Raw genomic sequence first — 12,832 nt, 5'->3', positions numbered from 1 at the left:
TCAGCGCTCCCTGACCAGCGCGGCGTACGCCCCGCCGTGTGCGACCAACTCGTCGTGCCGGCCGCGCTCCACGACCGTGCCGTGCTGGAGAACCACGATCTCGTCGCTGTCGCGGACCGTGCTCAGCCGGTGCGCGATCACCACGCAGGCGCAGCCGCGCCGCCGCAGGTTGTCCATGACGATCTGCTCGGTCTCCGCGTCCAGCGCGCTGGTCACCTCGTCGAGGACCAGGATGCTCGGCCGGCGCACCAGCGCCCGGGCGATCTCCAGGCGCTGCCGCTGACCGCCGGAGAAGTTCCGGCCGTCCTGCTCGACCCTGCTGTGGATGCCTCCGGGCCTGCGCGTCACCACGTCGTACAGGGCCGCGTCGCGCAGCGCCTCCACCACCGCCTCGTCCGGGATGGACGGGTCCCACAGCGCCACGTTGTCGCGCACCGAGCCCTCGAAGAGGAAGACGTCCTGGTCGACGAAGGAGACGGAGGCGGCGAGCGCACCGCGCGGGATGTCCTCGAGACGCTGCCCGTCGATGCGGATCACGCCTTCCCAGGGTGCGTACAGGCCCGAGATCAGCCGGGACACCGTCGACTTGCCGCTGCCCGAACCGCCCACCAGGGCCACCTGCCGGCCCGGTCCGACGCTCAGGTCGAAGCCCGTGAGCAGCGGCTTGTCCAGCGGGCTGTAGCCGAAGGAGATGTTCTCCAGCTCGACGTGGCCCTGTAGCCGCCGGGTCGACTCGCCGGCGCCGGGCCGGGCGTACACCGGGTCGGCCTGGAAGTTCTCCACGTCCTTGAGCCTGGCCACGTCGGCCGCGAAGTCCTGGATGCGGCCGGCGACTCCGTTCAGCCGGGTCAGCGGGGCGGTGAAACGGGTGACCAGGGACTGGAAGGCGACCAGGAGACCCACCGAGATGCCCCCTTCGACCGCCCGCATACCGCCGATCCACAGGATCAGCGCGCTGTTGACGGTGGCCAGCGTCGGCGCCACCACCCCGAGCCAGGCGCTCGGCACCCCGAGGCGCTGCTGCTCCTCCAGGGTGGTCGCGTGCTGCCCGGCCCACTTGCGGAAGTAACCGTCCTCGCCGCCGGTCGCCTTCATCGTCTCGATCAGCTGGAGACCGGTGTAGGAGGTGTTGGTGAGCCGGGCGGTGTCCGCGCGCAGCTTGGCGGTCCGGGTCGCGCGCAGCCGTACGACGAGCCGCATCGCCACGATGTTCAGCAGCGCCACGCCGATGCCGAGGAAGGTGAGCTGCGCGTCGTAGGTGTAGAGGAGGACCGCGTAGAGGACGACGACCACCGCGTCCACGCCGGCCGCGGCCAGGTCGCGGGCCAGGGTCTCGGCGACCTGGTCGTTGGACTGTAGGCGCTGGACCAGGTCGGCCGGGCTGCGCTGGGAGAAGAAGGTCACCGGCAGCCGCAGCAGATGGCGCAGGAAGCGGGCGCTGGAGAGGGTGGAGGAGACGATCCGGCCGTGCAGCAGGTTCGCCTGCTGGAGCCAGGTCAGCACCAGGGTGAGCAGCACACAGGTGCCCATCGCCGCGAACAGCACGGTGAGCAGCGAGGTCTGGCCGCCGATCAGGAACAGGTCGATGTACTGCCGGCTGAGCGCGGGCACCGCCGCGCCCACGGCCACCAGCAGCAGGCTGGCCAGCACCGCCGCCGGCATGGTGCCCGCGGTGCCGCGCAGCCGGGCCGGCATCGCACCGAGGACGCCCGGCCGCCGGCCGCCCTTCTCGAAGCCGTCGCCGGGCTCCAGGACCAGGACGACACCGGTGAAGCTGCCGTCGAACTCCTCCATGGGCACGAACCGGCGGCCCTTGGCGGGGTCGTTGACGTAGACGCCCCGGCGGCCGAAGCGCCGGCCCATGCCGTCGTAGACGACGTAGTGGTTGAACTCCCAGAACAGGATGGCCGGGGCCGGCACGTCGGCGAGGGCGGCCAGGTCCATCTGCATGCCCTTGGCCGTGAGGCCGTAACTACGGGCCGCCTTGAGGAGGTTGCTCGCGCGGGATCCGTCGCGGGAGACACCGCAGGCGATGCGCAGTTCCTCCAGCGGGACATGCCGGCCGTAGTGGCCGAGGATCATGGACAGGGAGGCGGCGCCGCACTCGACGGCCTCCATCTGGAGCACGGTCGGGGTGCGGACCGTCCCGCCGCGGCCCTTGGGCACCGGCCGCTTGGGCGGGGCGGCGCGCCGGCGGCTCCGGGTTTCCTGGGCGGTGGTCACGGGAGCAGCCAATCGACGGGGTGCTGGTCGGCCAGCCGGATCGAGCCGGAGGCCAGGGTCATCGAGTCGAGCCTGAAGGGCGGCCCGTCGGCCGAGGACCATCGGTAGCCGCTCTTCGTCGACGTCGACCGGTCCAGCCGGACCAGGACGGCCACCGGCCGGCCCTTCTTCGTGAACTGCTCGCCGAGCTGGCTGTCCCCGAGGAACGCCGAGATGGACTGGGCCGACTGGGCGGCGCGGTCCACCGACTTCACATGGCCGCGCAGCACCCCGTACTCCTGGGTCGACACCGACGACACGGTCAGGTCGACCCGGGCGTCCGCCGGGATGGCGGAGGCGTTCTCGGCGGGGACGTAGACCGTCGCGTACAGCGGGTCCGAGGCGTGGGCGACCTTCTCCACCGCGGCGACGTTCGCGCCGGTCTGGATGATCTGCCCGATGGTGGCGGCGAGCGCGCTGATCCGGCCCGCGGCGACCGTCCGGACGACCGACTCGCCCTGAGCGGTACGGACCTTCAGGACCGGGGAGTTCGCCGGCAGCCGGTCGCCCTGCTCGGCGAGGACGGCCGTGACCTGCCCGGCGACCGGGCTTTGCAGGATGTAGCTGCCCTGCCCGTGGGTGAGGATCGCCTGCGCGCTCACCGTCGAGGCGACCGAGCCGGTCACCGCCCACACCGACGCCGCCGCCATCACGACGACCGAGACGGAGAGCGTGAGCCAGCCCTGGGGACGGGCGAAGCGCACCGGAAGGTCGAGCTCCTCCGGCGACTGGAGCTTGGCGAGGGCCTGTTGGCGGAACTGCACGGAACTTCCCTCACCTGTGGGAGAGACGCTGGGGAACGAAGGCGTTTCAGAACGCCCGAGAGCCCCGGAGCCGGGGTACGGCTCCGGGACTCAGCGGTGACGAGGTGCGATCAGAGACCGGCGACCAGGTTCAGGGCCGGCTGGGTGTTCAGGCCGGTGACGCCCTCGACGGTGCCGACGGCGGTGTCGACCAGGCCGCTGACCGGGAGAACGCCGTTGACCGTGCCGGTCACGGTGTTCAGGGCGTTCAGGGAGAGACCGCCGGAGACGTTGTCCAGCTCGGCGTCCGAGATCTCGACGGTCTCGACCTGGGGGGTGGAGTTCATGGTGGAACTTCCCTTCATATGGATATTCACAAGGGGGGAGCGGCCCCCCAACGGCCCTGGCGGGGACGGACTGGTACGGCCGCGACCGCGGGCGCCGGGCGCCCGTTTCCAGGAGCCCTTGGCGGCTCCCGCGGTGCGATGGATCAAAGCACGCCCACGCTCCGGGCTTCCAATCAACCAGGCGCCTCACCTGGGCACTTGGGCCTCAGGCGCACTCATACGTGCAGGCGTGGGCACGCCTTGTCGGCGACTCCTTCACAAGCCGCACGACTTCGCCGCGGCCGCACCACTTGCCCCGGGGGCGGGGAATCCGGCACTCCGGGCCAAGGGCACGGCAGGGGGCGCGTGATTGTGCAGATCCGCTGTGTCCGGTGACCCGCATGGGTGGTGGATGTGCAGATTCCCTGAAGCAAGGATTCCGGTCGGTGATCACAACAGAGCGTCAGTGATCGATTGCCGACCGTGTCGGTGCGGGGTGTGGATTCTCAGCCCAGGAGCGCGTACACCGTGCTCGCCCGAGCCGCGAGCGCCCCCGACCGCTCGTCGCTCATGGTGATGTCGGCGAACGCCGTCCGGCGGCCCAGCTTGGTGAGCACCGCTTCGATCAGGACATCCGAACCGGTCACCGCCCGCTGGAACGACGTCGACTGCTGCACCGTCGTCATCGGTACGAAGCCGCCCCGTGCCGCCGACACCGCGATCACCGTCGCGGTGTCCGCCGCCGCCATCAGCGCCTGCCCCGACAGCCCGCCGCCCTCCCGGGACAACCGGTCCGACCAGGGCAGACGCAGCACCGCCCGGTCCTCGCCGACCGCCTGGACGGTCAGCCCGAGATCGAGCACCCAGGGGGCGAAGGCGGCGGAGAGGATCTTCTCGGCCTCGGCGGTGGTCATCGTCATATGGGGGATTGTTCCCGCATCCGTGCCGCACCACGCGCAGCCGTGCCACGACACCCGCGGGCGTGGCTGATTCACCTGCGGCTCAAGGAAGTTGGCAAACGGAATTGAACGCACCACGTGACCCGCCCGTACCTATGGCCATCCAGGCGCCGCTCACGAACAACTGCCCTACTACGGCAGACACTCCGTCCCTTGGAGGTCGAGAAGTTTGAGTCACAAGCGAATTCCGAAGCGCAAGGCCGCTATCGCGGTGGGCGGTGTCGCGGCGCTCGGAGCTGCGGCCTTCCTGATCCCGATGGCCAACGCGTCCCAGGACAACGCCTCCGGTGCCACCGCTGCCGCTCCCAAGACCCTGAAGGCGACGGGCGCCTCGGATCTCGCCGCGCAGCTCCAGGAGCTGCTCGGCCAGGCCTTCGCCGGGTCCTACTACGACAGCGGCAAGCAGCAGCTCGTCGTCAACGTCGTCAACGGCGACAACAACGTGATCGTGCAGGCGCAGAAGGCCGGCGCGGTCGTACGGCAGGTCGCCAACAGCACCAAGGCGCTGGAGACGGCCGCCCGGACCCTGAAGGCCAAGGCGACCATCCCGGGCACCGCCTGGGCCGTCGACCCGAAGACCAACAAGGTCGTGGTCACCGCCGACAGCACCGTCACCGGCTCCAAGTGGGACACGCTGGAGTCCACGGTCCAGGGCCTCGGCTCCGACATGGCGACCCTGAAGAAGACCTCCGGGTCCTTCAAGACCTTCGTCTCCGGCGGCGACGCGATCTTCTCCCAGGTGCAGAACGGCGAGGTCCGCTGCTCCCTCGGCTTCAACGTCACCGCCTCGGACGGCAGCCCCGCCTTCCTGACGGCCGGTCACTGCGGGGTCGCGGCCAAGGACTGGTCCGACACCGAGGGCGGCCAGCCGGTCGCCACCGTGGACCAGGCCACCTTCCCCGGCAACGACTTCTCGCTCGTCAAGTACGACGACGCCACCACGCAGGCGCCGAGCGAGGTCAACATAGGCAACGGCCAGACCGTCGCCATCAACCAGGCCGAGGACGCGACCGTCGGCACCACGGTGTTCCGGATGGGTTCCACCACCGGACTGCACGACGGCCAGGTCACCGGCCTCGACGCCACCGTCAACTTCCAGAGCGAGACCGACCCGAACGGCGTCGACACCGTCAACGGCCTCATCCAGACCAACGTCTGCGCCGAGGCCGGCGACTCCGGCGGCTCGCTGTTCACCCAGGACGGCGGCGCGGTCGGCCTCACCTCCGGCGGCAGCGGCGACTGCACCTCCGGCGGCGAGACCTTCTTCCAGCCGGTGACCGCCGCCCTCCAGGCGACCGGCGCGACCCTGGGCGCGGGCGGCGCCGCCGGTGCCGGTGACGCCGGTGCCTCGGCGGACCCGTCCGCCTCCGCTGCCGACCCGTCCGCCTCCGCCGGTGACCAGGCCGGCGGCGACCAGATCGGCGGCGCCGCCGACCCCTCCGCGACCGCGGGCGACCAGAGCGGCACCGGTGACGTGAGCGGTACGGGCGACGAGACGGGTACCGGCGACCAGACCGGCACGGGCGCGAACGACCAGTCCGGTGCGAACGACCAGTCGGGGACCGCCGCGGACCAGAGCACGTCGGGCAAGCACCACAAGAACCGCTGATCGGCCCTACCAGCGGTTCCGGTCGACAGTGGACGGTCCGGCCCTCCGGCGGGAGGGCCGGACCGGGCCGTGTCGGGTGTGGTCCGGCGGCCGGAGCACGCCCCGCGCTCCGAGAGCTCAGCCGTCGGGCCGCGCCCTGAGCAACAGCACCGCGACATCGTCGACACGCTCCTGCGCCGCCGCACTGTGCCGCACGAGCGTGTCGGCGAGCCGGTCCAGGGGCTGGTCGCCGTTCTCCGCGAGCAGTTCCCCGAGGCCGACCAGCGCGTCCTCGATGTCCACCCCGGGCGACTCCACCAGCCCGTCGGTGTACAGGGCGAGCACCGAGCCAGGTGCCAGCGACACCTCGGTCGTCGGGTACGTCGCGTCCGCGTCGATGCCCAGCAGCGGCCCCCCGGCCAGGTCGAGCACCTTGACCCGGCCGTCCGGACGCCTCAGCAGCGGCGGCGGATGCCCCGCCCGGGACATCACGGCCCGGCCCCGCTCCGGATCCAGCCGCAGGTAGAGACAGCTGGCGAAGAGGTCCGCACCGAAGTCGATCAGCAGCCGGTTGGTGCTGCTCATGACCTCCTCCGGTGCCTGCCCGACCGTCGTGAACGCCCGTACCCCGGTCCGGATCTGGCCCATCAGCCCGGCCGCCGTCACGTTGTGCCCCTGCACGTCCCCGATCACCGCCGCCGCCAGCGGCCGGGTCGGCACCAGGTCGTAGAAGTCGCCGCCGATCTCCATGCCGTGCATGGCCGGCAGATAGCGGGCCGCCGCCTCCACGCCCGGCGGGGGAGTCAGCGAGTGCGGCAGCAGGGCCGCCTGGAGACCGTGCGCCAGCTGGTTCTTCGCGTCGTACAGCAGGGCCCGCTCCAGCGCCTGCGCGACCATGCCGCCGAGACTGGTGAGCACGGCGCGCTCGTCGGCGGGAAAGACGTGCGGATCCGCGTAGGCGAGCACACAGGTGCCCACCGGCCGGCCCGACGCGATCAGCGGCAGATACGCCCACGCCGCGAAGGAGTCCGGGGTCCCCGGCCGGTCCGGATACAGCCGCTCCAGCTGCTGCCGCGACTCGAGGAACGCGGGCACACCGGTGTTCAGGACATGGGTGCCGGGCGTGCGTTCGGCCAGCGGAAGACCGTCGAACTGCTCCACGACGTGCGGATCCGCGTACCCGCGGTGCCCCAGCACGTGCAGCCGCCCGCCCCGCGAGCCGAGGACCACCAGGGCCTGACTGCCGACGGCCGGGGCGACCTCGTCCGCGACCAGCTGCACCACGTCCTGCACCCCGACCGCCTCGGTGAGTGCCCCGGCCAGACTCAGCACCTGCGAGATGGTGACCAGCCGCGGGGCCGCCGCGCCGTCGGCACGCGGCGCCGCCCCCACGATCTCGGCGACCGCCCGAGCCCGGCTGATCCGGGTGGTCAGCCCGCTGGTGCTCGGGTACATCCGGAACGACAACCAGTCACCCGGCGGCTTCAGCGCCACGAACGACGTCACATGCTGGCTGATCAGCGCCGCCCGGTAGCGGTCCTCGTACATCGGGTCGTTCAGCCACGGCACCGACACCCAGGGCTGGGTGCCCAGCAGATCGTCCGGCGCGACATCCAGCAGCTCGGCCGCCGCCGCGTTGGCGAAGGTGACCCGCCCGTTCAGATCGAGCGAGGCGAGCCCGTACGGCAGCCGCCCCACCATGCGCGCCGCCTCCACCGTGCCCAGCGTGCCCGCCACCCCCGACGGCAGCGCCGCCAGCAGATCCGGCTCGCTCCGGGGCGACCGGTTCTGCCGCGCGGCCCGGTCCAGCCGGATCGCCAGCCGGTCGCCCGCGGACGTCAGCGCCGCCCGCTCCCGGTCGGACAGGACCGTGGGATGCGCACCGGGCCAGGTCACGAACATCGCCCCGTAGACGGTGTCAGCCGTCGCCACCGGCACCGCGGCCAGCGCGAACGGATACGGCAGCACCACCGCGACGCGCGGGTACCGGCGCGCCATCTCCTCCTCCCCGCCCACCCACACCAGCCGCCGTTCGCGCACCGCCTCCGCGACCGGGATCGGCGCGCTCAGCCCGATCCGCTCCCAGGGCGCCGCGAAGGCCCGCGGCAGCCCCGCCATCACCGCCATCTCCAGCACCGGCTCGTCGGCCGCCATCAGGTAGACCGCGCCGGAATGCGCCTGGACCTGCTCCATCGTCGTGGCCAGTGCCAACGACAGCAGCGGCCGCCCGGTACCGTCGGCCGCCGCCCTCCCCACCTCCGGCCGTGCGGGAGGTGCCCCCATCCCGTCGGACACGCCCGACCACCTCCTCGTCCGGCCGCGCGTAGCGTCCTCGGGATCAAGGCTCCCTCCTGGCGGCGGGCGGCGCACGGCGAGAGCGGCACGGGCCCGCGCGGCGGGGCGCCCCGGCATACCCCGTTCGCCCCGTCACATTCCCCCGCAGTCGAAGCGCGCGGCGGCTTCCGGGCGCCGGGTGTGCGCCCCCGCGCACCCCGTTGGCCGGAACTTCGCGCCCACGGTCGGTGGAGGACGCCAACAATGGGGCACGCGTTCCGAGACCTTTTGAAGGACGAACCGAAGTGACGGCGGGCTGAGGGGGCGGCGGTGATCCGGGTACTTCTCGTGCACGACACCTGTCTGGTGAGATCGGTGCTGGCGGAGTGGTTACGCAGGGAACCCGGGCTCCGGGTGGACGACACGCCGTGGCACGGCGCCCGACGGCGGGTACGGACGGAGCGTCCCGACGTGTGCGCGGCGGACCTGGACAGCTCCGGCACCCACGGCGTGCCGCCGCTCGCCGACCTGCGTCCGGCGGAGGCGGGCACGGCCGTACCGAGGCTGGTCGTGCTCGCCGGGGCGAACCGGCCGGGCCTGCTCAAACGGGCGGCCGAGGCGGGGGCGCTCGGCTACGTCGACAAGGAGGGCGCGCCGGAACGGCTGGTGCGGGCGATCCGGCGGGCCGCCGAGGGGGAACGTTTCGTCGACGACTCGCTGGGTTTCGGATTCCTCAGAGCCGCCGAGATCCCGCTCACCAGACGCGAGCTGAGCGTGCTTGAGCTGGCGGCCGACGGGGCGTCCATCGCCGAGATCGCCGGGAGCCTGCACCTGTCCCACGGGACGGTGCGCAACTACATGGCGGCCATCACCCGCAAGACCGGCGCCCGCAACCGCGTCGACGCGATCCGGATCTCACAGGGCGAGGGGTGGCTCTGAGGCCGCCGGTCCGTCGTGGAGCGTGAGCGGAGGGGCGGACGGCGCCACCAGTTCCCGGTACAGCGGGCAGGTGCGCAGCAGTTCCCCGTGGGTGCCGTACGACGTGCGCGGGCCGTCCATCACCAGAATCCGCCGGGCCCGCCGCGCCGAGTCGATCCGGTGCGCGACCACCACCAGCGTGCCGCCCGGCCGGGCGGCGAAGGCGTGTTCCGCGCGGGCCTCGGCCGCCGGGTCCAGATGGCAGGTGGCCTCGTCGAGGAGGGCGAGCGGGGCCGGTGAGAGATACGCGCGGGCGAGTGCGATCAGCTGCCGCTCACCGGCCGACAGCACCGCCGGACGCACCGGTGCGTCCGGTCCGCCGAGCCGCTCCAGCAGCGGGGCGAGCCCGACCGCCTCGGCCGCGGCCAGCAGCTCCGGCTCCGGGACCGGGTCCGCGCGCAGCAGCCCGAGGTTCTCGCCGAGGGTGCCCGTGCAGACGTACGCCTCCTGCGGGATCAGCACTCGCAGTGCGGCCGCCCGCGCCCCCGGCACGGGGTGCCCGCACACCCGGACCTCGCCGTGCGCCGGTTCGAGCAGCCCGGCCACCACCGCGGTCAACGTCGACTTGCCGATCCCGCTGGGCCCCACCACGGCGAGATGACCGCCCTGCGGCACCCGCAGATCCAGGCGGTCCAGGACAGCCGCACTCGCCGGACCGTAGGCGAAGGTGACGCCTCCGAGCGCGAGAGCGGGCACGCCGGCACCGGCTACCACGCCCGAGCCGGAGGCCACCGTCGGCAGCGCCGGAGCGGCGCGGCCGGGGGTGCCGTGCGGGCCGCCCGGTGGTGTGGTGGGTGGGGTGTGGTGGCCGGTGCGGTGCCAGGGCCCCGGCGGGACGGTCGGGGCGGTGCCGAGCCGGTTCTGCGATGACGGGGCGGTCCTCCCGGGCGGCTGGAGCCGGCGCAGGACGACCGTGAGGCGGGTCCCGCCGGTGCCCAGGCCGTGCACCAGGTTCTGCAATGCCGGCAGCAGGGACTGGGTGACATAGGCGAGCGCGCCGACCAGGGCACCCGCGGTCACGCCGTGGCGGAGCAGCCAGGGCGCGGTGGCGAGCAGCAGCACCGACGGCAGCTGCCCGCCGACCGCGAGGGCCGCCACCCGTACGACACTCCAGCGGGCCAGCGCCCGGGCGGCCCGGTACTCGGCGTCGACGCGCTCCCCGACCTCCGCGGCCACCCGCTCCTCGGCCCCCGCTGCCGTGACGTCCCGCAACCCCGGGCACACCTCGCCCAGTTCGCCCGCGAGAGCCTCGTCGGCGACCAGGAAGGCCTCCTGCCGGCGGGCCAGCGGGCGCAGCGTCGCCGCGAACAGGCCCAGGCCGGCGAGGAGCGGAGGCCCGACCACCAGCAGCAGCGGGAGGGCCAGGGTGCAGAGCCCGGCCAGGGCGCCGGCGACCGTGAACACGAACGAACGGGAGACCATCACCAGCCCGGCGAGGGCGTCCCGGGCGATCTCCGCCTGCTGGGTCAGTCCGGACAGCGTCCCCCGGTCCGCCTCCCGCACCCCGCGCGCGACCACACCCGCCACCAACCGGTCCCGCACCGGCTCGACCAGGTCGGCGACCACCCCGTACACCCGCCGGGTCCCGTACGCCCCGACCGCCACCCCGCCCCCGGCCGCCCCGAGCCACGCCAGCCCGGTCCGGACGTTCCCGGCCAGGAACCCGGCGTCCAGCGCCCGCGCCAGGGCGTACCCGAGCAGAAAGGTCTGCCCGGCCTCCAGGACCGACCAGAACGCGAGCCGCGACAGCACCCGCTTCCGCACGTGCAGCAGGCCCCCGCCGCGCACCCGGCGAAGCGCTCGGTCCCGCCACCGCCCGGCCGTCGTCACTCCGTCCCCCTGTCCGCCGCCGCCGCGCGTGGCGCGTCGGCCGCTCGCTTCGACGCGCGTGGCACGTCGGCCGCCCGCTCCGCCGCGCGTGGCGCGTCGGCCGCCCGCTCCGGACCTGTCGGGGCACCGGTCGCGTCCGTGGCCCGCGGCGGTGCCGCGTCCGCCGCGGCCGGGTCGCCCGCGTCCGCGAACACCGCTCGGTACTCCGGATCGCGCCACAGCTCCGCGTGTGTCCCCACCGCCCGCAGCCGTCCTCCGTCCAGCCAGGCCACCGTGTCCGCGCGGGCCGCGGTCGTCGTGCGGCGGGCGACGATCAGGCGGGTCGGACCGGGGGCCAGCAGGGCCCGGGTGACGCGGAGTTCGGTGACGGTGTCGAGGCTGGAGAGGGCGTCGTCGAGGACGAAGAGCCGCCCGGGGTGCGCGAAGGCGCGGGCGAGGCCGAGACGCTGGGACTCACCGCCGGAGCGCGGGGCGTCGGCGAGCCGGGTCGGGTAGCCGTCGGGCAGCCGGCGGATGTACGCGTCGGCCTGGGCCTTGCGGGCGGCCGCGCGGATCCCGGCGGGGGAGGGGACGGTGAGTCCGAAGGCGATGGTGTCCTCCACGGTCGTACCGAGCAGGGCCGGGCGGGCGAACGCGTAGGTGACGGCCCGGCGCAGGTCGTCGTGGGTGAGGGCGGCCAGCGGCACGCCGTCGAGGAGGACCTCCCCGGCGTCCGGGTCGGTGAGCCGGCCGGCGAGCGCGGCCAGCAGGGACTTGCCGGTGCCGGAGCGGCCGACCACCGCGAGCACGGAGCCACCGGGAACGGTCAGGTCGACGCCGTCCAGCACGGTGCGGCCACCCCGGCGGGCCGTCACCCCGCGCAGCTCCAGGCGCCCGGGGCCCGGCGGGAGGCGACGGGCGCCGTGGGCGGGCGCCGGACACGCGGTCACCTCGCCGAGGCGTACCGCGGAGGCCCGGGCCCGGGTGACCGCGGCGAGCTGTCCGACCAGCACGCCGACGCCGGTCGCGAGGACGGCGTAGCGGGACGCGGCGAGCACCTCGCCGACCGAGATCCGGTGCCGGGCGAGCAGCAGGCCGGCCACCGCCACGACGGCCAGCTGGAGCAGCGGGCCCACGGTGACCGCCTGTGCGGCGGCCCGGCCCTGCACCCGCCACATGCGGTGCCCGGCGCGGGCGAGTTCGGGCAGCGGACGCAGCACCCGGGCCGTCTCCCTTTCCTGGAGGCCGGCCGCGGCGATCGTCCGGTGACCGTCGACCGCCTCCGCCAGCGCGGCCGCGATCCGGCCCTGCACCTGCTGGTACTCCGTCACGCACGCCGAGGTGTCCCGGGTGAACGCGCGCAGCAGCAGGGCGAGTACGGGTGCCCCGGCCAGGAACACCACGGCCAGCCAGGGGTCGAGCAGCCCGAGCGCGACCACGCCCCCGACCGGGCCCGCCAGCGCGGCGAGGAGCGCGGCGAGGGCGGCGGGCCCCGTACCGGCCTGCGCCGCGTTCCCGACCAGCCGGGCCACCAGGTCCCCGGATCCGAACCGGGCCACCGCCCGCGGTCCGAGCGCCAGCACCTGTCCGGTGAGCAGCTTCCGCAGCCGGGCCGTGGCCCGCGCGTCGACGGTTCCCGCGAGCACGCTCGCGGCGCCGTCCAGCAGGGCGAGCAGCAGCGCCAGGGCGGCGGCCCGCCCGACCCAGCCGGCCGCCGGGGCGCCGGCCAGCAGCAGGTCCAGGGCGCGGCCCAGTACGGCGGGCAGCAGCAGCCCCGCCGCCGTGGCCGTCGTACTCACGGCGCACAGGGCCGCGCAGCGCGCCCCGGTGTGGCGCAGGGCGGTGCGCAGCGGATCTCGGTGCGGAGGTCGGGTCATGGCGGCAGCCCTCGTG

9 protein-coding genes are annotated in these 12,832 nt (G+C 74.0%); 2 read left to right on the top strand and 7 right to left on the bottom strand.

The window, feature by feature from the left end; all coding sequences use genetic code 11:
• From AAW13_RS03170 to AAW13_RS03155, 4 genes are all read right to left on the bottom strand, one after another.
• Positions 1 to 2,223, bottom strand: coding sequence for an NHLP family bacteriocin export ABC transporter peptidase/permease/ATPase subunit (locus tag AAW13_RS03170; RefSeq protein WP_046732107.1), 2,223 nt, complete (start codon positions 2,221 to 2,223; stop codon positions 1 to 3).
• Positions 2,220 to 3,026 carry an HlyD family efflux transporter periplasmic adaptor subunit gene (locus AAW13_RS03165; RefSeq protein WP_046732106.1) on the bottom strand — a complete coding sequence of 269 codons (807 nt, stop codon included), beginning with the start codon at positions 3,024 to 3,026 and terminating at the stop codon, positions 2,220 to 2,222. Before AAW13_RS03165 ends, AAW13_RS03170 begins: the two co-directional genes overlap by 4 nt.
• 110 nt (positions 3,027 to 3,136) lie before the next feature.
• Complete coding sequence (locus AAW13_RS03160; protein WP_046732105.1) at positions 3,137 to 3,352, bottom strand: hypothetical protein; 216 nt, start codon at positions 3,350 to 3,352, stop codon at positions 3,137 to 3,139.
• A 485-nt stretch (positions 3,353 to 3,837) separates the two neighbouring features.
• Entirely contained in the window at positions 3,838 to 4,251 is a 414-nt protein-coding gene (locus tag AAW13_RS03155; protein WP_046732104.1) for a PaaI family thioesterase, read from the bottom strand.
• A 208-nt stretch (positions 4,252 to 4,459) separates the two neighbouring features.
• On the opposite strand from AAW13_RS03155, the gene AAW13_RS03150 reads away from it, so the two are divergent.
• Complete coding sequence (locus tag AAW13_RS03150; protein WP_240528525.1) at positions 4,460 to 5,899, top strand: S1 family peptidase; 1,440 nt, start codon at positions 4,460 to 4,462, stop codon at positions 5,897 to 5,899.
• A 117-nt stretch (positions 5,900 to 6,016) separates the two neighbouring features.
• On the opposite strand, the gene AAW13_RS03145 is transcribed toward AAW13_RS03150, so the two are convergent.
• Positions 6,017 to 8,161, bottom strand: a complete 2,145-nt coding sequence (locus AAW13_RS03145) for a SpoIIE family protein phosphatase (protein ID WP_046732113.1) — start codon at positions 8,159 to 8,161, stop codon at positions 6,017 to 6,019.
• 321 nt (positions 8,162 to 8,482) lie between these two features.
• Here AAW13_RS03145 and AAW13_RS45750 point away from each other — a divergent pair, with 321 nt between their 5' ends.
• Positions 8,483 to 9,091 carry a response regulator transcription factor gene (locus AAW13_RS45750; protein ID WP_046732103.1) on the top strand — a complete coding sequence of 203 codons (609 nt, stop codon included), beginning with the start codon at positions 8,483 to 8,485 and terminating at the stop codon, positions 9,089 to 9,091.
• Here the strand turns inward: AAW13_RS45750 and AAW13_RS44020 are convergent.
• Together AAW13_RS44020 and AAW13_RS03125 are read right to left on the bottom strand one after the other, a co-directional pair.
• Positions 9,068 to 10,960 (bottom strand): ATP-binding cassette domain-containing protein, encoded by a 1,893-nt coding sequence (locus AAW13_RS44020; RefSeq protein ID WP_167391676.1) that lies wholly within the window; start codon positions 10,958 to 10,960, stop codon positions 9,068 to 9,070. The two genes, AAW13_RS45750 and AAW13_RS44020, sit on opposite strands and share 24 nt — an antisense overlap.
• A complete protein-coding gene (locus AAW13_RS03125; protein ID WP_079178695.1) occupies positions 10,957 to 12,816 on the bottom strand; it encodes an ABC transporter ATP-binding protein in 1,860 nt (619 codons plus the stop codon). Before AAW13_RS03125 ends, AAW13_RS44020 begins: the two co-directional genes overlap by 4 nt.
• Positions 12,817 to 12,832: the final 16 nt, after the last annotated feature.

It is taken from the genome of Streptomyces humi (assembly GCF_001005085.2).
In the GTDB taxonomy this organism is placed as follows: domain Bacteria; phylum Actinomycetota; class Actinomycetes; order Streptomycetales; family Streptomycetaceae; genus Streptomyces; species Streptomyces humi.
Note: the sequence above shows the minus strand (reverse complement) of the source record. Positions and strands in the feature narration are given on the sequence as shown.

Excerpts from the sequence above, each read along its gene's own strand:
- AAW13_RS03155 (WP_046732104.1), bottom strand. The coding sequence starts at position 4,251 with ATGACGATGACCACCGCCGAGGCCGAGAAGATCCTCTCCGCCGCCTTC.
- AAW13_RS03145 (WP_046732113.1), bottom strand. The coding sequence starts at position 8,161 with ATGGGGGCACCTCCCGCACGGCCGGAGGTGGGGAGGGCGGCGGCCGAC.
- AAW13_RS03125 (WP_079178695.1), bottom strand. The coding sequence starts at position 12,816 with ATGACCCGACCTCCGCACCGAGATCCGCTGCGCACCGCCCTGCGCCAC.
- AAW13_RS03160 (WP_046732105.1), bottom strand. The coding sequence starts at position 3,352 with ATGAACTCCACCCCCCAGGTCGAGACCGTCGAGATCTCGGACGCCGAG.